Consider the following 22,518-nt stretch of genomic DNA (forward strand, 5'->3'; position numbering starts at 1 on the left):
GCGCTATCGACAAAGCGTTGTGTTTGTCAGCTGCGAAGAAGGAAGAGTATGAAGCATTTCACTACATCCGTCAACTCCTTCTTTTCTACTACCCAGCCCCGGAGGGCCGTCCCTTTTGTGCCGCAAACTAGTGCGTCTCATTGGGGAGGCGAACTATAGCAAAGCGCCCCGCCAGTAGCAAGGCTTTTCCGGGCAAATTACATCGAACTGCTACAATTTCGCCCCCTCAGCGCATATCCGCGTCCATCCATAGAAGATTCACCATGAAACAACAAGCTCAAGGATCAGGCCTGACCCTGAAACGGGCTGGCTTTACCACTGGCTTCGGCGTGCTCGCCGCCACGCTCGGTTCCGCAGTCGGTCTCGGCAACATCTGGAAGTTCCCCTACCTGACGGGCGCCAATGGCGGCGCCGGCTTCCTGCTCATCTATTTACTCGCCACCTTATTGGTGGGCCTGCCCGTGATGATCGCGGAAATCACGCTGGGACGCCGGGCCAAGGTCAATCCCATCTCCACCATGGAACAGCTGGCACCGAAGGGCAAGCCCTGGTGGCTGGTCGGCGTCATCGGCATGATCGCCGCCTTCCTGATCGTCGCGTTCTATTCTGAAGTGGTCGGCTGGGTGTTTGCGTATATTGCCAAGGCCATCGACGGCTCCATCCTCAGCAGCGACAGGCTGGTGACGGAAGCGGCCTTCGCCTCCCTGATCAGCAATCCCCTGCAATCGCTGTTGTGGCAATGGGGCGTGCTGCTGTTTATCGGCGGCATATTGATGCTGGGCGTGACCAAGGGCATCGAAGCGATCGCCAAGAAACTGATGCCGCTGCTATTCCTGCTGTTGCTGCTGCTCTGTGCGGTCAGCCTGTCGCTGGACAAGGCCGGCGAAGGCCTGGCGTTCCTGTTCCGTCCTGATTTTTCCAAGCTGACGGCGTCCGTCGTGCTGACGGCCATGGGCCTGGCCTTTTTTAAACTGTCCGTCGGCATGGGCACGATGATGACCTACGGCAGCTATTTCCGCGACGACCAGAATATCCCCGTCACGACTTTACGCGTGATGGCGGCCGACCTCGGTGTATCGATGCTGGCCGGCATCGCCATCTTCCCCGCCGTGTTCACGTTTGGCTTCGCCCCCAGTGCGGGACCGTCGCTGGTGTTCATCACGATTCCCGCCGTGTTTTCGCAAATTCCCATGGGCCAAGCCCTGATGGTAGTGTTCTTCATCTTGGCCGCCGTGGCTGCCACGGGCGCAATGTTGTCGCTGATGGAAGTGCCCGTGGTGATTTTCCATGAGCGCTTCGGCTGGACGCGCACCAAATCCACGCTCGTGACCATGCTGCTGCTGGCCGTGCTCGGTTCCGTATGCGCACTGAGTAACAGCTCCCTGGCGGACTTCAAGCTGTTTAACTTGACTATGTTTGATCTGTTCGACTTCGTCTCGTCGAATATCTTCCTGCCGATAGGCGGCATCGCGATTGCCTTGTTTACAGGCTGGGCCTGGGGCAAGGACCATTTCATCGAGGCGATCAGCAATCACGGCCAGTTGCAGAACAGAAAACTGGCGCATGTGCTGTTGTTCCTGCTGCGTTTTGTCTCGCCCGTATTGATCCTGATCGTGATGCTGAAGGGCCTGAAAGTCTTGTAATCACAGTACCCGGGTGTAGGTTTGGCGCACCAGCACCCGGTCGCCGCAATCGAAATGCCACCATTCGCTGTTGATGCCAAAGAAACCCGCCTGGAACATGGCGTCGCGCAACAATCGACGGTGCGCCACGTGCGCCTCGGTAATCTCTCCCTTTTCCAGCAAAGCCAACTCCAACGCCGGGTGTGAGCGTTCACTTAAATCATCAAAGCCCGTGCCCATGTCCAGTTCCTGCCCGTCCGGCCCCACGATGGTGATGTCGAGCGCCATGCCGAACGAGTGGATCGAGCCGCGCGACGGTTCGGCGATATAGCCCAGCAACTCGGTTCCCTGCAACGCATCCCACAGTTGCTGCTGGACCCGCTGCGGACGCAGGGCGTCGAGCACCAATAGATGATGATCGGGGCGATGCGCGGCCAGCCAGGCCACGGCCTGCTCCAGGGCGGCGGCCGCATCGCGGTGCAACCAGGCGCAATCGATGGGGCTATATAAGTCGCGGCCGACAAAGTTGTCGGGCGTGGCGTAGCGCAAGTCGACGGCGATGCCGGCGATGCTGCTCAGGTGGCGAAATTGCGGATCGCTGCCAACCGCTTCCAATTGCAAACTTGCAACAGACATCAGACTCCTCTTTCCAGGCAATTGCGTGCCGCCACGCCGATGCTGTCGGCCAGGCGCCGCGCGCCATGCGACAGCGGCGAGTGGCTCGCCGTCAATAAATACAGTTGGATCGGTATCGTGGGCGCCCAGGGACGGCGCTGCAGCCGCTCGGGTGAGCCGGAGGCGGCCGTAAACGGGTCGACCACGGCCATGCCGGCGCCCGCTTCCACCAGGGAACGGGCGATTTGATACGTCTGCACCACGGTAGAAAAGACGGGGTGAATGTCCTGCGCTTCGCAGGCGGCCACCACCAATTCGCCCAGCGGATCGTTGTCCGCATGGCCGATCAGTTCGCCGCTGAGGCCATGCGCCGTCAACGGTGTGCCGCAATCGGCCGCATGCCAGGTGCCGGCCGGCGCGATCACCGTCATGACGCCCTGCGCAATCGGTTCGGCCACGATGCCCGGATGGCGTGGGTCTTGCAGCGACACGGCAAGGTCCGCTTCCCCGAGGCGCAGGGTATTGACGATCTCGCCCGTGTGGTGGGTAGCCAGCTGGCAACGCGTGTGGGGGAAGTGGCGCCGCCATTCCGTCATGGCAAACGGCAAGACGCTGATGGCGAGCGTCGGCGTGGAGACGAGGCGGATGGTTTCCACCGCGTGGCCCTTCAGACTGGCCGCCAGGCGGCGGATGCCCAATAAATCGCGGTTGAGCTTTTCCGTCTCGACAAACAGGCGGTGCGCCTCGGGCTTCGGATACAGCTTGCCCCGCACACGCTCGAACAGCGGCATGCCCAGTTGCAATTCGCAATGCTGCAAGACCTTGGTCACGGCCGGTTGCGAGATGTGCAGCACCTGGGCGGCGCCGCTGATGGTGCCAACTTGCATGATGGCGTGAAACACTTCGATATGACGCAGCCGCATGAGCTATTCCTTTACCTTGCTTTGGCCACCTGGGCCTTCAACGTTCAGCATATAAGAAAAAGTCATGGGCTGGAACGGCTATGCTACTTTGCTACAACAGCTGGCACCGGCGTCGTCAATACTTCCAGCAGGGCCGCCGTTTCGCCATCAGGCGTGCCGTCAAACAATGTATTGCGGTATTTCATCTGGAAGGCGATCAGCACATTGCGCGTCGCTTCATCGAACTCGCCCGTCTGTGGCGTCGCATAGCCATGCTGAGCCAGCTTTTTCTGGAACCAGACGGCGTCCGGCACTTGGCTCTCAAAAATGAGGCGCTGCGCGGCCACGCGGTTGGCGTCGGGCCAGACGATCAGGCCCGCATCGGCCAACTGGCGCCATGGAAACAGCGGTCCCGGGTCCTGCTTGCGCTGCGGGGCGATCTCGTTATGGCCCAGGATATTTTCCGGCGCGATGTTGTAGCGGGCCTGTATCTCTTTCAGCAACGGAATCAGCTCATCGATCTGCGCCTGGGGAAACGGATACCAGAGGCGGCCTTCCGGCGTGTCCTTGTAGCCGGGGTTGACGATCTCGATACCGATCGAGCTGACGTTCAGCTGTGTATACGTCTTCCAGTTACTCACACCCGCGTGATTGGCCTGGCGCGATTCGTCGACCAATACGTAAAACTTCGGCTTGTCCGTATCGGTCAGCAAATAATGGCTGCTGACCACTTGTTCCGTCAGGATCTTGATCGAGCGGGGCAAATCGCTGACCGTGTAATGGATGACGATGAATTTCACGCGCGGACTCTGGCTGCGCGCCGTCAAGCTATGGTCTAGGTGCGGCGCGGGCGTGGTACAGGCGGAGAGCAGGGCCACCAGCAGGGCGAGGGCGATTTTTTTCATGAAAGATCCGTGTTCGGGTTGGTAAAATGTTCAGTTCTTGCCAGTACGCTGGCTGGCTGTCCTGGCTGCCAGCTTGGCCGCAGCCTCATGCGAACGGGCAACTTTTTGCTCCATCATCAACGATACCGGCAAAGCGGCGCGCATGGCAACCGCGATGGCCGGGTGCAATTGCGCCGCGCGGCCCGCCAGCACCACAGGACGGGGACCGTAGCGCGTCGTCAGGGCCAGCGCCAGACGCGCCAGTTCCTGTCCCGCGCGCTGCAAGATGTCCAGCGCCAGCGGGTCGGCATCGGCACTGGCGGCCACGGCCAGCGCCAGCCGGCCGATGGCGCCCCGGTCCTGGCCATACATGAAGGCGCGCGACAGCGACCAGTCGCTGCCGCCCAGTTGCGCAAACACGGCCCCGGCCATGGGCGACGCTTGCCAACTGCCGGGCGCCTCGTCTTCGCGGCGCCAGATGTGGCGCAAGGCTTCGCGCGCAATCCAGTAACCGCCGCCGCCATCGTCAAGCAGCACGCCACGCCCACCTGCGCGGTGCAACGCGCCATCCGCGTCGATCCAGGCGGCAATCGAACCCGTGCCAGCGTAGACAAGATAACCTTCGCCTGGTTCAAAACTGTCGCGATAGGCGATATCGATATCGTTGCCCAAGCGAACGTCAACGGCGTCCAGCGCCAGCAAAGTGGCCAGCGTTTGCGCCAGCACCACATCGTCGCCGCCGAAGCCCGTCAAGCCCGCCACCACGGCGCGCGGCCGGCCGACGGCCAGCACGGCCTGGCACAGCCGGGCAAACGTGGCGTGCACGGCCGCGCGGCCCGCAGCGCTGCTCATTTGCAAGGCGGACAAGCCTGCCACTGCCCCGTCGGCAACGATGGCGCCGTCCGCGTTGGCCAGGGCCCAGCGCGTCTGCGTGCCGCCCGCGTCGATGCCCAGGCCCAGCACGGGCACCGCATTATTGGCTGTAGGGAAGGAAATCATGGCATGAGTGTAAAGCCAAGCTGAGCTTGCAGGCATGAAAGCTTGCGCATGTTTCATGCCTGCAGGTTATGGACTAGCGGTGAACGGTCAAAAACTACTTGGCGGGGGCCGTAAACGGTGCGCGCACGGTGACGCGGGGGCTTTCATTGCCGAGGCGGTCCACGGCGCTGACCACCACCGCATTGACTTTGCCAATGGCATCGTCAACCAGGGTCAGCTCGCCCTGCGCGCCAGTGACTACGATAAAACGCCAGTCTTCGCCGTAGCGGGCCCAGACGGCGTACTGCGCCACGGTTTTGCCGCCGCTCGCCGTCATTTTGATGTTCAGGCTGGTGGAATCGCGGCGCATGGCCAGCGCGGGCGTAGCGGGCGCTTCCTTGCCCAGCCATGGCGTGGCGGGAATCAGCGCAGGGCTTTGATACACAGTGGCCTTGAGCTGCTCACTGACACCCTTGCGGTTCTGCATCAGGGGCGCCATGCTGAAATGCACTTGTCCATTCGCGCCGGGACGCGTGCGCGTCACTTCGATCTGCTTGATGATCTCTTGCGGCGTGAAGGACTTGGCGGAATTGTCGATGCGGCTCGTATATAAACCCGGCCACACGTGGCGGCCATACGGATTTTGCGCCAGCCAGTAATCGAGCAACACGCCAAACGCTTGCGGCGCCTGCGCCACGGGCCAGTACAGCTGCGGTGACAGGTAGTCGAGCCAGCCCTTGGCCAGCCACAGTTCCGCATCCGCATACAATTTGTCGTACTGGCTGAAGCCGACGATGCCGGCAGGACGGCGGTCCGGACGGCCGATGCCGAACGGACTGATGCCGAAGCGCACCCAGCTCTTTTCGCGGTGGATGCCTGTATATAAGGCTTCGATCAGCTGGTTGACATTCTGGCGGCGCCAGGAAGCACGGTCCAGCTGGCCACCGGCCAGCAGATATTGCTGCCAGGAAGGCTCATCGGGAAAAGGCAGTTCGCGCTTGGCGCCGCCATTGCCCGCGTCCAGCGCGGCTGTTTCCGCGCCGGCGCCGGCGCCAGGCGCATCGATCGGATACGGATAAAAGTAATCGTCGATGTGCACGCCATCGATATCGTAGCGGCGCACCACGTCCAGCACCACCTCCGTCGTATGCCTGGAGGCGGCGGCGTCGCCCGGATCCATCCACAGGTAACGGCCGTATTGCTTGACGGACGCCGGGTTGGTGGACGCAAAACTGTCGCGTGCCAGCGGCGACTTGGCCGTCGCGTGACGGGCACGGTAAGGGTTGAACCAGGCGTGCAATTCCAGGCCGCGCGCATGCGCCTGCGCCACCCAGAAGGCCAGCGGGTCATACAGGGGCAATGGCGGCTGGCCTTGCTTTCCGGTCAGGTATTCCGACCATGGCTCCAGTTGCGACGGATAAATCGTGTCGGCGCTGGGCCGCACCTGCAGCACGATCGCGTTCAGATTCAAGGACTTGGCGCGGTCGAGGATAGCAATCGCCTCGGCTTGCTGCTTGGCGACCGGCAAGTTGCTGCGGCTGGGCCAGTCGATATTGGCCACCGTCGAAACCCAGGCGGCGCGGAACTCGCGCGGCGCCGCCGGCGGCACTTCGCCCGTGATGTGCTGCACGGGCGGCACGGCCGGCAAACCCGCTTCGCCCGGCGTCACTGCGGAGGGCAGCTTGGTGCTGGTACAGCTGCTGAGCAATGTGGCGGCGGCCAGCGCGGCCAGTACGCCAGCGCTGGCGCCCAGGCGTTTTTTGAAAGTAGACAACAAAACAATTCCTTGCAGTGGTGGAGCGCAGGTCTATCGGTGCGGGCATTTTACTGTGCGCCCGCCATCCTTGCGGGCGCACCGTTCAAAAGAATCAGGCGTCGGCCTTCTTGCCGAATTCGGGATCGATCTTGACCAGCGCGGCCATGATGAAAGCAGGAATGGTGGCGATGCACACCCAGATGAAGAAGTGCTGGTAACCGAGCATTTGCTGGATCCAGCCGCTGGCCATGCCGGGCAGCATCATGCCCAGGGCCATGAAACCCGTGCAGATGGCGTAGTGGGCCGTTTTATGCGCGCCATCGGAGACCATGATCATGTACAACATGTAGGACGCGAAACCGAAGCCATAGCCAAATTGCTCCAACGCAATACCACCGGCGATCACATAGAGGCTGCTGGGCAAGGCGCTGGCCAGGTACACGAAGACCAGGTCGGGCAAGTGGACGGACAGCACCATGATCCACAGGCAGCGTTTCAAGCCGAAGCGGGAAATGATGAATCCTCCCAGCAAGCCGCCCAAGGTCAGGGCGATCACGCCGATGGTGCCGTAGACGAGGCCCACCTGTTCCGTGCTGAGGCCCAGGCCACCCTTGGCGACGGGGTCGAGCAGGAAGGGCGCGGCCAGCTTCAACAATTGCGCTTCGCCGAGGCGGAACAGCAGCAGGAAGCCCAGGATGACGAAAATATCCTTCTTCTTGAAGAAGGAAGCAAAGGTGGCGACGAATTCCTGCAGCGGAGAAACACCGGCGCCCTGAATGCTGGGGCGGTCATCCTTGGGTTTCGGCAAGATGACATAGTGGTACAGGAAGAGAGCGATGAACAGGCCCGCCAAAACCGCAAACACGACGGACCACGCCAGCTGCACATTGCCCGTCGCATGCGTCAGATAGCCGGCCAGGTACACGAGGCCGCCCTGGCCGGCGATCATTGCCAAGCGGTAAAAGGTGCTGCGCACGCCAACGAAGGCCGCCTGCTGGTGTTCTTCCAGTCCCAGCATATAAAAGCCATCGGCGGCAATATCATGCGTGGCGGAACTGAAGGCCATCAGCCAGAAGATGGCCAGGCTGATCTGGAAAAAGTGCGGCAGGGACGTCGTCAGGGCCACCAGCGCCAGCGCGGCGCCGATCACCAGTTGCAAGCCGACGATCCAGAAGCGCTTGGTGCGGTACATATCGATGAAGGGCGACCACAGCGGCTTGATGACCCATGGCAAGTACAACCAGCTGGTATACAGCGCGATATCCGTATTGGAAAAACCGTAGTTCTTGTACATGATCACGGACAATGTCATGACCACTACATAGGGAATGCCCTGGCCGAAATACAGGGAAGGGATCCACAGCCACGGATTTTTTGCGCGCGCCGGGGCGATTTGTTTCACTAGCTCCATACATCCTTCTTTGTCTCCCAGACAGAAGAATGCCGCGCCATCGGATCACGCCGCCAGTGCCGCCCGCACACTGCCGTCCGCGCCGGCCAACAATGCCTGTGCCTGGTTTGTGTTGATTTTTTTGATCAAGGCAACAATCGCCACCTTGACGTGATAGTGGCATTGCTCCAGCACGGCCCTGGCCTGCACTTCGCTGGCGCCCGTGGCGTGCATGGTCAGACGCACGGCCCGCCAGATCAGCTTGGCGTTGGTCGGCTTCAAGTCTACCATCAAGTTTCCGTAAGTTTTGTGCAAACCCACCATCAGGGCGCTGGAAATCGTGTTCAGCGTGATTTTTTGCGCCGTGCCCGCTTTCAGACGCGTGCTGCCGGAAATGACTTCCGTGCCTGTGTCGAGCACGATGCCGCATTGCGCCTCGTGCGCCACGGGCGCATCCACATTGTTGGCGATGCCTATCGTCAAGGCGCCCGCCGTGCGCGCGGCCAGCAGGGCGCCCAGCACATACGGCGTGGCGCCGGAGGCGGCCAGCAGGATCATCACGTCGTTGTCCTGCGGCTGCAGGGCCAGCAAGTCCGCCTCGCCTTGCTGTAAATCATCTTCCGCCCCTTCGACAGCCGTGAACATGGCGCCCGCGCCGCCGGCCAGGATGGCGACGGCCCGCTCGGCCGGCCAGGAAAACGTGGGAGTCAACTCAACACTGTCGAGTACGCCAAGCCGGCCCGACGTGCCGGCGCCCACATACAGCAGGCGTCCGCCGGCGGCGATGCGGGGCAGGGCGGCCGTGATGGCGGCGGCTATGTCGGGTGATGCCAGCCGGACGGCTTCGACGGCCCAGAACTGGTCATCGACCAGCGCCGCCACCAATTGCTCCACCGGATACAGATCCAGATCCGGATGCCGCCGGCTCGGGGTTTCAGTTTTCAACATGATTTCAGAACATGGTTGAAGGTGAAACCAGTTTAATACCAACGAGCAAGATCAACCATGAAAGCTTGGTGGGCGGGCATAACGGGAGCTTATGGGTATTTACAGTTGACTTGGCGCGCGGCGCATTTCGGCGACGAAATCGTAATGATCGCTGCGGCAATACGAATGCGTCAGTTCCACCGCTTCGCCCGACTCCAGATAGGCGATGCGCGTGATGAACAGCACGGCCTGGCCATCGGGGATGCCCAGCTGCTTGGCCAGCACGTCCGTCGCATTCATGGCGCGGATGTGCTGCAAGGCGCGCACGGGGGCCTTCTTGATGCTGCTCAAGTATTCATACAGCGAATCGCCCATGGCAGCCGGGTCCGGCACCACGCTGAAGGGCAGCACGCTCACTTCATACGCCATCACCACGTCGTCGGCCAGGCGCAAGCGCTCGAGGCGCGCCACTTTCGTATTCTGCGCCAGGCCCAGGCTCAGTTGCTCATCGCTGCTGGCGATGACGACTTCACGCTTGAGCCAGCGCGAACCGGGACGGTAGCCGCGCTGCTGCAGCTGCTCAGAAAAACTCGACAGGTTCGACAGTGGCTGCTCGATGCGCGGGGCAATATAGTTGCCCGAACCACGGCGGCGCACGACGAGACCTTGCTCGACGAGCTGGTCGATGGCCTTGCGGGCAGTCACGCGCGATACGTCAAGCAGTTCGGACAGGGTACGTTCGGATGGCAGGGCCTGGTCTACCTGATAGCGGCCGTTGCGTACGTCATCGCTCAGCTTGCGGGCGATCTGCATATATAAAGGCGAATTGTCATTTAAATCGACCTTGAGTTCTACGCTGGTCTGGCTCATACAGTTCTCCTTGTCCTCCTAGTGTAATAGCGATGGCGCTTGCGCGTAGCCCATCCACCCATGAATAAATGGAAAATGACCATAAATAACGGTTATACACTTAAAAAAACAATGTTTTACCGAACGTATAGCTTTGCATTATAGATAAATAAGCAATTTTCATTGGCGTAGCAAACCGTTCCCCCCTATGCTGGCGATGCCGACTCCACACCGTGAAACAGGGAAACATGCACAATAAAATGACGGGTTTGCTGGGCTTGCTGCTGCTGGGTACGACCTGGACGGCGCTGGCCACCCCGCCCGGCAGCGGCACCGAGCAACTCGTGCCACACGAACAGCAGCGCGCGCTCGATGCCACGCTATCGGCCATCGTCGATGATCCGCTCCACCCGCTGGCCAGCCTGTCCGTGCTGGCTATCCGCCATGGCAAGGTGTCTTATCAGCAACAATTCGGCTACCGGCACATCGGCGCCGCGCCGGCGGACAGCTTGCCCGTGACGCCGGCCACCCTGTTCCGCATCGCTTCCATTTCGAAGATGATGACCACCCTGGGCCTGATGCGGCTGATCGAGCAGGGCAAGCTGAGCCTGGACCAGGACGTGGGCATCTATTTGGGCTTTTCCCTGCGCAACCCGCATTTCCCCCAGCAACCGTTGACCCTGCGCAGCTTGCTCAGCCATACTTCCTCGCTGCGCGACGCGGGCGGCTATGCCTGGGGTCCCGAGCGCAGCTTGCGCGACGTGTTTACGGCAGGCGGCGATGCGATGTGGGATGCAGCCGCGGCGCCCGGCAATTACTTTACCTATAGCAACCTCAACTGGGGCGTGATCGGCACCGTGATGGAAAAGGTCACGGGCGAGCGCTTCGACTTGCTGATGCGGCGCCTGCTGCTCGACCCCATGCAGTTGCGCGGCGGCTACAACCCTGCGGCATTTTCTACGGAAGACGTGGCGAACACGGCTACCCTGTACCGCAAGCGCACGCTGGAGACGGAACAGTGGCAGCCGCAAGGCCCGTGGATCGCGCAAGCCGACGATGTTCACCGGCATCCACCGACCGGCATGGCCAACTATGTGATCGGCAGCAACGCCACCGTCTTCAGTCCCACGGGCGGCTTGCGCATTTCTGCTGCGGGACTGGGCACCGTCATGCGGATGCTGCTCAACGGTGGCCGCTACCAGAATCATCAGCTGTTGCAGCCGGCCAGCATCGCCCTGATGTTTGGCCGCCAATGGCAGCTGGCGCCAGATGGCAGCAATGGCAACAGCGAGCGGGGCCTGTACCGCGCCTGGGGCCTGGGCAACCAGCAATTCGATACCGTGGCGGGGCAGGGCAATGGCCTGGTCGAGGGCGCCAGTTTTCATGCGGTCGGCCACCTGGGCGACGCGTATGGGCTGGTCTCCGCCTTCGTGCTCGATTTCCAGAACAAGAACGGCATGGTGATGCTGGTGGGCGGCACGGGCAGCGATCCGGAACGCTATCCGGGCACCTATTCCGCCATGGGACGCAGCGAAGAACGGATCCTCACCGCGCTATACCGTGGCGCGGTTGACAACAACCAGTCCTTGCATTGAAATGGTGCATTCCTGAAAGTTATGGCTGCACCATGATGTTTCATTGGCTGCGTTGACGGCCAGCCTCTAAGCTCTTCCCGAATGCTCCCGCACCATGGGAGCGCAACGCAGCGAGGCAACATGCAGCAACAAGTCATCATTATCGGCGGCGGCGTCGTCGGTCTGACATCGGCCTGGTGGCTGGCCGAGGCCGGCTACAAGGTCACCTTACTCGAACGCAATGAACAGGTGGCGATTGCCGCCAGCTACCGCAATGGCGGCCAGCTCAGCTATCGCTATGTGGCGCCGCTGGCGGACGCGGGCGTGCCCTTCAAAGCCCTGCAATGGCTGCTGCAGAAAGATGGCCCGCTGCGCTTCCGGCCCGAAACGGACTGGCGCCAGTGGCGCTGGATGGCCAGTTTCCTGCGCAATTGCAATGCTGCCAGCAATGCCCGCACGACGGCCAAGCTGCTGCAATTGGGCGAATGGAGCCGCGCCGGCATGGCCCAGCTGGAATTGACGGTACCGCCGGAAGCGTATGCCTGGCGCGATGCGGGCAAACTCATCGTCTACCGCTCGCCGGCCATCTTTCAGCGCGCCGTGGCGCGGCCCGAGTCGGAAGAAACGCGCATCGTCTTGTCGCCGCAAGAAGCCGTGCAGCGCGAACCGGCGCTGGCCGCCTTGCAGGGCGCCCTGGCAGGCGGCATTTTTACCGAGGGCGAGGCGGTGGCCGATTGCCACGCCTTTTGCCTGGCGCTGGAAGCGCGCCTGCTGCAGCATCCGAATTGTTCACTCATACTAAAAGGCGAGGCGCGCCGCCTCGTCACGCGCAATGGCAGGATCACGGGCGTCGACACCAGCCTGGGGCTGTTGCAGGCAGATCACTATGTGCTGGCGGCCGGCATCCAGAGCCGCGACCTGGCCGCCACGGCGGGCATCTACCTGCCCCTGTATCCGTTGAAAGGCTACAGCCTGACGGCACCCATCCGTGCGCAAGACCGGGCGCCCGAGATCAGCATCACGGATTTCGAGCGCAAGGTGCTGTATGCGCGCATCAAAGGCGACCTGCGCGTGGCCGCCATGGTCGACATGGTCGGCGCCGACAACAGCATCGACTGGAACCGCATCGCCGGCCTGACGCGGCTGGCGCGCGAAGCCATGCCGCACGGCGCCGACTACGACCAGGCCACAGCCTGGGCCGGCCTGCGCCCCGCCACGCCGAACAGCGCGCCGCTGGTGGGCGCCAGCAAAGTGGCGAACCTGTGGCTCAACGTGGGCCATGGCCCGCTGGGCTTTACCTTTGCCGCCGGCACGGCGCGCATCCTGGCCGACCTCATGGCGGGCAAGGCGCCGCCGTTCGCGCTGGACTTCCTCAGCCCGAAAAAATAGCCGACCAAGGCGGCGCGCACGCGCCGCTGCCGATATGGCGGATAATTGCGGAACTTTCCTGCTCCCCTATCCGCTACAGCATGCCCACACCCTCGACATCTGCCGCCTGCCCCTGTGGCGGCGCCTCCTACGCCAGCTGCTGCGGCCCGTATATCGCGGGCGACGCCTTGCCACCCACGGCCGAAGCCCTGATGCGCTCGCGCTACACGGCGTTCACCTTGCGCGACGAGCCCTACCTGCGCGCCACCTGGCACGCCAGCACCCGTCCCGGCGACGCTTTATTTGCCGACGAAGAAAAAGTCCACTGGCTGGGACTTGAGGTAAAATCTGCTTTACGTTTACGTCAACGTAAAGCAGTATCAGCAGATCAAGCCGAAGAGATACATCGCGACAGCGTCGAATTCGTGGCCCGCTACAAGGTCAACGGCCGCGCGCACCGCCTGCATGAAGTGAGCCGCTTCGTGCGCGAGGCGGACAAGAGCGGTGGTGGCGCCCTGCGCTGGTTTTATCTCGACGGCAGTTTTCCCGAATAGCGCGACCCGAGAGACCGGGCGATCATAAAAAGGAACCGCAATGCCGCATATCGAAAGCAAACTCAATCCGCGCAGTGAAGATTTCAAGGCCAATGCCGCGGCCATGCAGGCCATCGTCGACGATTTGCGCGACAAGGTGGAAAAGATCGCGGCCGGCGGCGGCGAGGCGGCTGCCGCCAAGCACCTGGCGCGCGGAAAGCTGCTGCCGCGCGACCGCGTGCAGATGCTGCTCGATCCCGGCACGCCCTTCCTCGAGTTTTCCCAGATGGCGGCCTACGCCATGTACCAGGACGCCAAAGGCGTCGATGCGGCGCCCGCCGCCGGCATCATCACCGGCATCGGCCGCGTCTCCGGCCAGGAATGCGTCATCGTGTGTAACGACGCCACCGTCAAGGGCGGCACGTATTACCCGATGACGGTGAAAAAGCATTTGCGCGCCCAGGAAATCGCCGACCAGAACAACCTGCCCTGCATCTACCTGGTCGATTCGGGCGGCGCCAACCTGCCGAACCAGGACGACGTATTCCCCGACCGCGACCATTTCGGCCGCATCTTCTACAACCAGGCAAACCTGTCGGCCAAGGGCATCCCGCAGATCGCCGTGGTGATGGGTTCTTGCACGGCGGGCGGCGCGTATGTGCCGGCCATGAGCGATGAATCGATCATCGTCAAGGAGCAGGGCACGATTTTCCTCGGCGGCCCGCCGCTGGTGAAAGCGGCGACGGGCGAAGTGGTGACGGCCGAAGACCTCGGTGGCGGCGACGTGCATACGCGCTTGTCCGGCGTGGTCGACCACCTGGCGCAGAACGATTTGCACGCGCTGTCGCTGGCGCGCACCATCGTCTCGAACCTGAACCGTAAAAAACCGCAGCAGATGGCCTTGCGCGAGTCAAGCGAGCCGAAATACCCGACGCAGGAACTGTATGGCGTGATCCCCGTCGATACGCGCAAACCGTTCGATGTCAGGGAAGTGATCGCGCGCATCGTCGACGGCAGCGATTTCGACGAATTCAAGGCCCGCTACGGCACTACCCTGATCTGCGGCTTTGCCCACATCTATGGCGTAAAAGTCGGCATCATCGCCAATAATGGCATCTTGTTCTCCGAATCGGCCCTGAAGGGCACGCATTTCATCGAATTGTGCTGCCAGCGCAAGATCCCGCTCGTCTTCCTGCAAAATATCACCGGCTTCATGGTGGGCCGCAAGTACGAAAACGAGGGTATCGCCCGCAATGGCGCCAAGATGGTGACCGCTGTCGCCACCGCTAGCGTGCCGAAATTCACCGTCATCATCGGCGGCAGCTTCGGCGCCGGCAATTACGGCATGTGCGGCCGCGCGTTTTCCCCCCGTTTCATGTGGATGTGGCCGAATGCGCGCATTTCCGTCATGGGCGGCGACCAGGCCGCTTCCGTGCTGGCCACCGTCAAGCGCGACGGCATTGAGGGCAAGGGCGGCGCATGGAGCGCGGACGAGGAAGCGGCCTTCAAGCAGCCGATCAAGGACCAATACGAACACCAGGGCCACCCGTACTACGCCACCGCGCGCCTGTGGGACGATGGCGTGATCGACCCGGCCGACACCCGCATGGTGCTGGGCCTGGGCCTGTCGGCCGCGCTCAACGCGGAAATCCCGGACACGAAGTTCGGCGTATTCCGCATGTAAGCGGCATGAAGGGAGAAGATAATGGAATTTGAAACCTTAAAGCTGGTCATCGAGGGCAATGTCGCCACCGTGACCCTGAACCGCCCCGACGTGCGCAATGCCTTCAACGAGACGACGATCGCCGAACTGGCGCGCGCCTTCGAGGGCCTGGGGCGCAGCGACATGGTGCGCGCCATCGTGCTGGCCGCGAATGGCGCAGCCTTTTGCGCCGGCGCGGACCTGAACTGGATGAAGAAGATGGCCGGCTACACGCATGCCGAAAACCAGGCCGACGCGCTGCAACTGGCGCAGATGCTGCGCACGATTTACCTGTGTCCGAAACCCGTGGTGGCGAAGATCCAGGGCGACTGCTATGCGGGCGGCATGGGCCTGGTCGCCGCATGCGATATCATTCTGGTTGCGGAAGACGTGCATTTCTGCCTGAGCGAAGTGCGGCTGGGACTGATCCCGGCCACTATTTCACCGTATGTCATCAAGGCCATGGGCGAAAACGCGGCACGCCGCTATTTCCTGACCGCCGAGCGATTCTCTGCTCGGGAAGCGCTGCGCATCGGCTTTGCCCACGAGGTAGTCGAGGCAAGCGCCCTGGACGCGAAAACCGCCGAGGTACTGAAAGCGCTGACGGGCAACAGCCCGCACGCCGTGGCGCAAGCGAAAACGCTGGTGCGCGAAATCGTTGGCCAGCCGGTCGACGATGCGCTGCTGGCGGACACCGCCGAGCGCATCGCGCAAATCCGCGCCTCGGAGCAGGGCCGCGAAGGCGTGCAATCGTTCCTCGACAAGCGCAAGCCGGGTTGGCTCATGGGCTAGTTAATAGTCCACAGCTCATGGACTAAGAATATCATTGGAGCAGTTTTGAAAGCAGAAAAACAATCGGGCTGGGTCGAACGCAGTCTGCGCAGCGTGTGGCACCCTTGCACACAGATGCAGCACCACGAGACTGTACCGCTCATCCCCGTCAGCCACGGCCGCGGCGCCTGGCTGTATGACCACGAAGGCCGACGCTACCTGGACGCCATCAGCTCCTGGTGGGTGAACCTGTTCGGCCATGCCAACCCGCGCATCAATGCGGAACTGAAGGACCAGCTGGACCGCCTGGAACACGCGATGCTGGCCGGTTTCACGCATGAACCGGTGATCGAACTGTCGGAAAAGCTCTCCGCCTTGACGGGCGGCGTGCTCGGTCACAGCTTTTACGCGTCCGATGGGGCGTCCGCCGTGGAAATCGCCCTGAAAATGAGTTTTCACGCCTGGCGCAACAGCGGCAAGAGTGACAAGCAGGAATTCGTCTGTTTAAAGGGCAGCTACCACGGCGAAACCATCGGCGCGCTGGCCGTCACCGATGTCGCCCTGTTCAAGGATGCCTACGGCCCCCTGCTGCGCGCATCAACGACGGTGATGTCGCCCGACTTCCGCCAGGCGGCCGAGGGCGAGTTGGCCGAGGACGTGGCGCGCCGCGCCGCCTTTGAAGTGGAACAGCTGTTCCAGGAAAAAGCGGACAAGATTGCCGCCATCATCATCGAACCATTGGTCCAATGCGCCACCGGCATGGCCATGCACGACCCGCTGTACCTGTCGCTGGTGCGCGCCCTGTGCGACCGCTATCAAGTCCATTTGATCCTCGACGAAATCGCCGTCGGCTGCGGGCGCACGGGCACCTTCTTTGCGTGCGAGCAGGCCGGCATCTGGCCCGATTTCGTTTGCCTGTCCAAGGGCATCAGCGGCGGCTATCTGCCACTGTCCCTCGTGATGACGCGCGACGACATCTACCAGGCGTTCTATAGCACCGACGTGCGCCGCGGCTTCTTGCATTCGCACTCGTACACGGGCAACCCGCTGGCCTGCCGCGCCGCGCTGGCGACCCTGGCCATCTTCGAGGAAGACGATGTGCTGGTGGCCAACCGCGCACGCGCCGCCAAGATCACGCAAGCGCTGGCGCCGCTGGCGCAGCATGAAAAAGTAAAACACTTCCGCCAGCAGGGCATGATCTGGGCCTTTGACGCCGTCGACGCGGCGCCCGATTTCTCGCGCCGTTTCTTCAGCACGGCGCTGGAGCACGAACTGTTGATGCGCCCCATCGGCTCCACCGTCTACCTGATGCCGCCGTACATCCTCGACGACGAGGAAATCGCGGGCCTGGGCCAGCAGACCCTGGCCGTTTTCAACCAAGTGATCGGAGCCTGAGATGGAACTGATCGCGCGATTGCAAGAGCAGTTGCAAGGGCTGGAAGAGCGCAGCCTGATCCGCCGCCGCCGCACCGTCGACACGCCATGCGCGCCGCGCCTGACGGTGGACGGCCGCGCCATGCTGGCCTTTTGCAGCAATGACTACCTGGGCCTGGCGTCGCATCCGCGCATCGTCGCCGCGCTGAAAGAGGGCGCCGACCTGTATGGGGCCGGCAGCGGCGCCTCGCACCTGATCAGCGGTCACAGCCGCGCCCACGCGCAGCTGGAAGAACGCCTGGCGGCTTTCGTGGGCGCCAACCTGGAACAGGCGCGCGCCCTGTATTTTTGCACCGGCTACATGGCGAATCTGGCTGTGCTGACCGCCCTGTCGGCGGGCGACGCGGACACAGAGATGTTCTCGGAAGCGCTGAACCACGCCTCGCTGATCGACGGCACGCGCCTGGCCCGCGTGAAAACGCGCGTGTATCCGCACGCCGACCTCACCGCGCTGGCGGCCCTGCTGGCGGAAAGCAAGGCCAAAACGAAAATCGTCGTCACCGACAGCGTCTTCAGCATGGATGGCGACCTGGCGCCGCTGCCCGCGCTGCTGGCCCTGTGCGAACAACACGGCGCCTGGCTGGTGGTCGACGACGCGCACGGCTTCGGCGCGCTGGGAGCCAATGGCCGCGGCGCGCTGGAACACTTCGACCTGCATTCGCCGCACCTGGTGTATGTGGGCACATTGGGCAAATCGGCCGGCGTGGGTGGCGCTTTTGTTTGCGCGCATGAGGCCGTCATCGAAACCCTGATCCAGAAGGCGCGCCCGTACATCTTCACCACGGCGGCAGCGCCCGCGCTCGCGCATGCGCTCTTGGCCAGCCTGGACATCATCGCCGGCGAGGAAGGCCGGCAGCGCCGCGCCCACCTGGCGGCGCTGGTGGCGCAATGGAACGACGGGCTGCAGCTGCAGCGCTGGCAAGCCTTGCCGTCGCTCTCCGCCATCCAGCCCGTCATCATCGGCGAGAACGCGGACATGCTGGCCATCGCCGCCACCCTGTACGAGCAGGGCCTGTGGGTCGGCGCCATCCGCCCGCCCACTGTGCCAGCGGGGTCGGCGCGCCTGCGCGTGACCCTGTCGGCCGGCCACACGGCGCAGGAAGTGGCGCAATTGATCAACGCAGTCAACACCCTGGAAAGGAATCGCCATGAGCCTTGATGATCCTATCGTGGCGGAGGTGCTGGCGGACCTGGCGCCGGCCGTGCAGCCGGCGCCAGCCATTGCCGGCCTGCCATCGCGCTTTGCCTGTTTCGTCACCGGTACCGACACGGAAATCGGCAAGACCTTGACGTCGTCGGCCCTGCTGCATGCGCTGGTCGCGCGCGGCGTGCGCGCCTGCGGCATGAAGCCTGTCGCCGCCGGCGCCGAGATGCGCGACGGCGAGCTGCATAATGAAGACGCCGACAGCCTGATCGCCGCCGGCAACGTCACCATGCTGCGCAGCCTGACGACGCCCTACATGCTGAAGGAGCCGGCGGCGCCGCATATCGCCGCCGCGCTCGAAGGCGTGAGTATCGAATCGGTGCCTATCCTGGCCGCCTACCTGGAAATCGCCGCCGCCTCGGATGCTGTCGTGGTCGAAGGCGTGGGCGGTTTCCGCGTGCCCCTGTCGCCCGGTTTCGATTCGGCCGACCTGGCGCAGCAGCTCGATCTGCCGGTGATCCTGGTGGTCGGCATGCGCCTGGGCTGCATCAGCCAGGCCTTGCTGACACTGGAAGCCATCGAGGCGCGCGGCCTGACCGTGATCGGCTGGGTCGCCAACACGCTGGAAGAGGAAATGCGCTTCCTCGACGAAAATATCGATGCGCTGATCGAGCGCATCCCGGCGCCGCTGCTGGGCAAGGTGCCGCGCCTGGCGCAACCGAGCGCGCAAGCGGCGGCGGCATATCTCGATTTCACCGGCTTGCCCAACTGGCCGGCGCAGCATCCCAACACTTAATGTAGCTAAAAAATAGAAGCGAAGGAATCACATGTCTCACGTCCAAGAAGCAGCAAAAACCGTCGAACTGCACCGCCCTGCGGCGCGCATCACCGTGCCGGAAGCGGCCACCTGGCCCGTCGCCGACGTGCTGGCCCTGTTCGACCTGCCATTCAATGACCTGATGTTCAAGGCCCAGCAAACCCACCGCGTCAACTTCCCCGACGGCGACGTGGAACTGGCGACCCTGCTGTCGATCAAGACGGGCGGCTGCGAGGAAGATTGCGGCTACTGCCCGCAAGCGGCCCGCTACGACACGGGCGTGGAAGCGAAAAAAATCCTCGACATCGACACGGTGCTCGACGCGGCGCGCCAGGCGAAAGCCAACGGCGCCACACGCTTCTGCATGGGCGCCGCATGGCGCGGCCCGAAGGACCGCGACATGGACAAAGTCGAAGAGATGGTGACCAAAGTGAAAGCGCTGGGCCTGGAAACCTGCGCCACCCTGGGCATGCTGGAAGAGGGACAAGCCGACCGCCTGAAAAACGCGGGCCTCGATTTCTACAACCATAACCTCGATACGGCGCCCGAGTTCTATGACAACGTCATCTCGACGCGCGAATACCAGGACCGCCTGGATACCCTGGGCCGCGTGCGCGAAGCGGGCTTGAAAGTGTGCTGCGGCGGCATCGTCGGCATGGGCGAAACGCGCTTGCAGCGCGCGGGCCTGATCGCCCAGCTGGCCAATTTGAATCCGTATCCGGAATCGGTGCCCGTCAACCACCTGGTGCAGGTGGAAGGCACGCCTTTGTTTGGCCTGGAAGCGCTCGACCCGTTCGAATTCGTGCGCACGATTGCCGTGGCCCGCATCACCATGCCGAAGGCGCGCGTGCGTTTGTCGGCCGGCCGGCGCCAGATGGGCGAAGCCGTGCAAGCCATGTGCTTCCTGGCTGGCGCCAATTCCATCTTCTACGGCGACAAGCTGCTCACCACCGACAACCCGGAAGCGGAAGACGACCGCGTCTTGCTCGGCAAACTGGGCCTGCAGACACGCGGCGCCATGCTGGAATCGGTACAGAAAGAGAAGTGCGGCTGCTGATCCAGCCCTGTCGGGTTACGCCGTGCCGGCTAACCCGACCTACGATACCCAGCCTCACCATGCGTAGGTCGGTTTAGCGCGTAGCGCGTAAACCGACAAACCAGCAGACAACGTCCGCCAAGAGACAGCTGCCCCTTTTTGAGAGAATAGAGAGAGACCATGTTCACTAAAATCCTGATCGCCAACCGCGGCGAAATCGCTTGCCGTGTCGCCGCTACCGCGCGCCGCATGGGCATCCAGACCGTCGCCGTGTACTCGGAAGCGGACGCCAACGCCAAGCACGTCGCCGTGTGCGATGAAGCCGTCCTGATCGGCCCCGCGCCGGCCAAGGAAAGCTATCTGTGCGGCGACAAGATCATCGCCGTGGCGCTGGCCGCTGGCGCGCAGGCGATCCACCCCGGCTATGGCTTCCTGTCCGAAAACGCCGATTTCGCCGACGCCTGCGCGCAGGCGGGACTGGTCTTCATCGGCCCGCCTGCGTCCGCCATGCGCGCCATGGGCTCGAAGTCGGCCGCCAAGTCGCTGATGGAAAAAGCCAATGTGCCGCTGGTACCTGGCTACCACGGCGAGGAACAGGATGCGGACTTTTTGCACACTCAAGCCGACAAGATCGGCTACCCCGTGCTGCTGAAGGCGTCCGCCGGCGGCGGCGGCAAGGGCATGCGCGTCATCGAGCATTCCGATGATTTCAAGGCCGCGCTGGCATCATGCAAGCGCGAAGCGATCAGCTCTTTCGGCGACGACAAGGTGCTGGCGGAAAAATACCTGTCGCGTCCGCGGCATATCGAAATCCAGGTGTTTGCCGATACCCTGGGCAACTGCATCTACCTGTTCGAGCGCGACTGCTCGGTGCAGCGCCGTCATCAAAAGGTGCTGGAAGAAGCGCCGGCGCCGGGCATGCCGTTCGAGCGCCGCGCGGCCATGGGCGAAGCGGCCGTTGCCGCCGCCAAGGCCGTCGGCTATGTGGGCGCGGGCACGGTGGAATTCATCGCCAACCAGGATGGCTCGTTCTACTTCATGGAGATGAACACGCGCCTGCAGGTCGAGCATCCGGTGACGGAAATGATCACCGGCACCGACCTGGTCGAGTGGCAGTTGCGCGTCGCCTTTGGCGAGCCGCTGCCGAAAAAACAAAGCGAATTGACGATCCACGGCCACGCCATCGAGGCGCGCATCTATGCGGAAAACCCGGAGAAGGGCTTCCTGCCATCGATCGGCACCCTGCGCCACATGCAGTCGCCATCGGCCGTCACGTTCGAGCTGGGTGGCACGGTCGTTCCCGCCGCCGTGCGCATCGATTCGGGCGTGCGCGAGGGCGACGCCATCTCGCCGTTCTACGACCCGATGATCGCCAAGCTGATCGTCTGGGGCGCGGATCGCCGCGAAGCGCTGGCGCGCATGGCGCAGGCGCTGGCCGAGTACCAGATCGTCGGACTGGCCAGCAATATCGCCTTCTTGAAACGCCTGGTCGAAGGCCAGGCGTTTGCCAGCGCCGACCTCGATACGGGTTTGATCGAGCGCAATCAAGCGTCACTGTTCCCCGCCCTGCAGGCGGCGCCCGACGCGGCCCTGGCGCTGGCGTCCGTCGCCCTGCTGCTGGAAGAAAAAACGGCCGCCGAGGCGCAATCGGCCCACCGCGCCGACTCGTGGGGCAATGCCCTGGGCTGGCGTTTGAACAGCACCCTGGGACGCACGCTGGCGTTTGCCGACGAATTCATCCAGGCCGGTGAGGACAAGGCCTATGCCGCGCGCATCGCCTACAAGGCGGATGGCTGGCTGTTCAACGGCCAGCCCTTGAGCCTGACGGCGCACGCAGGCAACGAGCTGCACATCAAGCTGGGCGACCGTGCCGTGCACGGCACCGTGCTGCGCGACGGCGAGCAGTTCCACGTATTCAGCGGCGGCTTGCACTACACACTGCACTACAGCGATCCGATGGCGCATGCGGGCGAAGTGGAAGCGGAAGGCGGCCGCCTGACGGCGCCGATGCCGGGCAAGGTCGTCGCCGTGCTGGTCAATCAAGGCCAGGACGTGAAAAAGGGCGAGCCTTTGGTCATCATGGAAGCGATGAAGATGGAGCACACGATCGCCGCGCCGCACGACGGCCTGGTGGAAGAGGTGCTGTATGCGGTTGGCGATCAGGTGGCCGATGGCGCGCCGCTGCTGGCCTTCAAGGCTGCCGCATAGAGGTAACC

At 63.0% G+C, this 22,518-nt stretch carries 19 protein-coding genes; 11 read left to right on the top strand and 8 right to left on the bottom strand.

Annotated features, from left to right (window positions below):
* Nucleotides 1–263 precede the first annotated feature (263 nt).
* Entirely contained in the window at nt 264–1,643 is a 1,380-nt protein-coding gene (locus tag AC54AF_RS11820; protein WP_496636695.1) for a sodium-dependent transporter, read from the top strand.
* Here AC54AF_RS11820 and AC54AF_RS11825 read toward each other — a convergent pair whose 3' ends face one another.
* From AC54AF_RS11825 to AC54AF_RS11860, 8 genes are all read right to left on the bottom strand, one after another.
* Nucleotides 1,644–2,258, bottom strand: a complete 615-nt coding sequence (locus AC54AF_RS11825) for a M15 family metallopeptidase (protein WP_496636696.1) — start codon at nt 2,256–2,258, stop codon at nt 1,644–1,646. It abuts the gene before it with no gap.
* Entirely contained in the window at nt 2,258–3,160 is a 903-nt protein-coding gene (locus tag AC54AF_RS11830; protein WP_496636697.1) for a LysR family transcriptional regulator, read from the bottom strand. The genes AC54AF_RS11825 and AC54AF_RS11830 overlap by 1 nt, the downstream gene beginning before the upstream one ends.
* A gap of 83 nt (nt 3,161–3,243) precedes the next feature.
* Entirely contained in the window at nt 3,244–4,044 is an 801-nt protein-coding gene (locus AC54AF_RS11835) for an N-acetylmuramoyl-L-alanine amidase (protein WP_496636698.1), read from the bottom strand.
* A 30-nt stretch (nt 4,045–4,074) separates the two neighbouring features.
* Nucleotides 4,075–5,022, bottom strand: coding sequence for a BadF/BadG/BcrA/BcrD ATPase family protein (locus AC54AF_RS11840; RefSeq protein ID WP_496636699.1), 948 nt, complete (start codon nt 5,020–5,022; stop codon nt 4,075–4,077).
* A gap of 94 nt (nt 5,023–5,116) precedes the next feature.
* The gene (locus AC54AF_RS11845; protein ID WP_496636700.1) at nt 5,117–6,778 is read right to left on the bottom strand and encodes a glycoside hydrolase family 10-like protein; all 1,662 of its coding nucleotides are present in this window, start codon (nt 6,776–6,778) and stop codon (nt 5,117–5,119) included.
* Nucleotides 6,779–6,869: 91 nt separating this feature from the next.
* Nucleotides 6,870–8,168 (bottom strand): MFS transporter, encoded by a 1,299-nt coding sequence (locus AC54AF_RS11850; RefSeq protein WP_496636701.1) that lies wholly within the window; start codon nt 8,166–8,168, stop codon nt 6,870–6,872.
* Nucleotides 8,169–8,213: 45 nt separating this feature from the next.
* Nucleotides 8,214–9,095, bottom strand: coding sequence for an N-acetylmuramic acid 6-phosphate etherase (locus AC54AF_RS11855; protein ID WP_496636702.1), 882 nt, complete (start codon nt 9,093–9,095; stop codon nt 8,214–8,216).
* Nucleotides 9,096–9,194: 99 nt separating this feature from the next.
* Entirely contained in the window at nt 9,195–9,944 is a 750-nt protein-coding gene (locus AC54AF_RS11860) for a GntR family transcriptional regulator (protein WP_071080135.1), read from the bottom strand.
* Nucleotides 9,945–10,171: 227 nt separating this feature from the next.
* Here AC54AF_RS11860 and AC54AF_RS11865 point away from each other — a divergent pair, with 227 nt between their 5' ends.
* The 10 genes from AC54AF_RS11865 (at nt 10,172) to AC54AF_RS11910 (ending at nt 22,510) form a co-directional block, all read left to right on the top strand.
* Entirely contained in the window at nt 10,172–11,518 is a 1,347-nt protein-coding gene (locus tag AC54AF_RS11865; protein WP_496636703.1) for a serine hydrolase domain-containing protein, read from the top strand.
* 81 nt (nt 11,519–11,599) lie between these two features.
* Entirely contained in the window at nt 11,600–12,886 is a 1,287-nt protein-coding gene (locus AC54AF_RS11870) for a D-amino acid dehydrogenase (RefSeq protein WP_496636704.1), read from the top strand.
* Between the two features lie 80 nt (nt 12,887–12,966).
* Nucleotides 12,967–13,419, top strand: coding sequence for a YchJ family protein (locus tag AC54AF_RS11875; RefSeq protein WP_496636705.1), 453 nt, complete (start codon nt 12,967–12,969; stop codon nt 13,417–13,419).
* A gap of 40 nt (nt 13,420–13,459) precedes the next feature.
* Entirely contained in the window at nt 13,460–15,082 is a 1,623-nt protein-coding gene (locus tag AC54AF_RS11880) for a carboxyl transferase domain-containing protein (protein ID WP_496636706.1), read from the top strand.
* A gap of 21 nt (nt 15,083–15,103) precedes the next feature.
* The gene (locus AC54AF_RS11885; protein WP_070312651.1) at nt 15,104–15,892 is read left to right on the top strand and encodes an enoyl-CoA hydratase/isomerase family protein; all 789 of its coding nucleotides are present in this window, start codon (nt 15,104–15,106) and stop codon (nt 15,890–15,892) included.
* A gap of 45 nt (nt 15,893–15,937) precedes the next feature.
* Nucleotides 15,938–17,266: an adenosylmethionine--8-amino-7-oxononanoate transaminase gene (gene bioA, locus AC54AF_RS11890; protein ID WP_496636707.1), complete on the top strand. Its 1,329-nt coding sequence runs from the start codon at nt 15,938–15,940 to the stop codon at nt 17,264–17,266.
* Between the two features lies 1 nt (nt 17,267).
* A complete protein-coding gene (gene bioF / locus AC54AF_RS11895) occupies nt 17,268–18,464 on the top strand; it encodes an 8-amino-7-oxononanoate synthase (RefSeq protein ID WP_496636708.1) in 1,197 nt (398 codons plus the stop codon).
* Nucleotides 18,454–19,245 (top strand): dethiobiotin synthase, encoded by a 792-nt coding sequence (gene bioD, locus AC54AF_RS11900; RefSeq protein ID WP_131686975.1) that lies wholly within the window; start codon nt 18,454–18,456, stop codon nt 19,243–19,245. Before bioF ends, bioD begins: the two co-directional genes overlap by 11 nt.
* A gap of 31 nt (nt 19,246–19,276) precedes the next feature.
* Complete coding sequence (bioB, locus tag AC54AF_RS11905) at nt 19,277–20,323, top strand: biotin synthase BioB (RefSeq protein WP_496636709.1); 1,047 nt, start codon at nt 19,277–19,279, stop codon at nt 20,321–20,323.
* A gap of 159 nt (nt 20,324–20,482) precedes the next feature.
* Nucleotides 20,483–22,510 (top strand): acetyl/propionyl/methylcrotonyl-CoA carboxylase subunit alpha, encoded by a 2,028-nt coding sequence (locus AC54AF_RS11910; protein ID WP_496636710.1) that lies wholly within the window; start codon nt 20,483–20,485, stop codon nt 22,508–22,510.
* Nucleotides 22,511–22,518: the final 8 nt, after the last annotated feature.

Source organism: Janthinobacterium sp. JF4 (genome assembly GCF_059617925.1).

Bases quoted from the DNA above. Each gene is read 5' to 3' on its own strand.
- AC54AF_RS11820 (WP_496636695.1), top strand. From the start codon at position 264: ATGAAACAACAAGCTCAAGGATCAGGCCTGACCCTGAAACGGGCTGGC.
- AC54AF_RS11825 (WP_496636696.1), bottom strand. From the start codon at position 2,258: ATGTCTGTTGCAAGTTTGCAATTGGAAGCGGTTGGCAGCGATCCGCAA.
- AC54AF_RS11830 (WP_496636697.1), bottom strand. From the start codon at position 3,160: ATGCGGCTGCGTCATATCGAAGTGTTTCACGCCATCATGCAAGTTGGC.
- AC54AF_RS11835 (WP_496636698.1), bottom strand. From the start codon at position 4,044: ATGAAAAAAATCGCCCTCGCCCTGCTGGTGGCCCTGCTCTCCGCCTGT.
- AC54AF_RS11840 (WP_496636699.1), bottom strand. From the start codon at position 5,022: ATGATTTCCTTCCCTACAGCCAATAATGCGGTGCCCGTGCTGGGCCTG.
- AC54AF_RS11850 (WP_496636701.1), bottom strand. From the start codon at position 8,168: ATGGAGCTAGTGAAACAAATCGCCCCGGCGCGCGCAAAAAATCCGTGG.
- AC54AF_RS11855 (WP_496636702.1), bottom strand. From the start codon at position 9,095: ATGTTGAAAACTGAAACCCCGAGCCGGCGGCATCCGGATCTGGATCTG.
- AC54AF_RS11860 (WP_071080135.1), bottom strand. From the start codon at position 9,944: ATGAGCCAGACCAGCGTAGAACTCAAGGTCGATTTAAATGACAATTCG.
- AC54AF_RS11865 (WP_496636703.1), top strand. From the start codon at position 10,172: ATGCACAATAAAATGACGGGTTTGCTGGGCTTGCTGCTGCTGGGTACG.
- AC54AF_RS11870 (WP_496636704.1), top strand. From the start codon at position 11,600: ATGCTCCCGCACCATGGGAGCGCAACGCAGCGAGGCAACATGCAGCAA.
- AC54AF_RS11875 (WP_496636705.1), top strand. From the start codon at position 12,967: ATGCCCACACCCTCGACATCTGCCGCCTGCCCCTGTGGCGGCGCCTCC.
- AC54AF_RS11880 (WP_496636706.1), top strand. From the start codon at position 13,460: ATGCCGCATATCGAAAGCAAACTCAATCCGCGCAGTGAAGATTTCAAG.
- AC54AF_RS11885 (WP_070312651.1), top strand. From the start codon at position 15,104: ATGGAATTTGAAACCTTAAAGCTGGTCATCGAGGGCAATGTCGCCACC.
- bioF (WP_496636708.1), top strand. From the start codon at position 17,268: ATGGAACTGATCGCGCGATTGCAAGAGCAGTTGCAAGGGCTGGAAGAG.
- bioD (WP_131686975.1), top strand. From the start codon at position 18,454: ATGAGCCTTGATGATCCTATCGTGGCGGAGGTGCTGGCGGACCTGGCG.
- bioB (WP_496636709.1), top strand. From the start codon at position 19,277: ATGTCTCACGTCCAAGAAGCAGCAAAAACCGTCGAACTGCACCGCCCT.
- AC54AF_RS11910 (WP_496636710.1), top strand. From the start codon at position 20,483: ATGTTCACTAAAATCCTGATCGCCAACCGCGGCGAAATCGCTTGCCGT.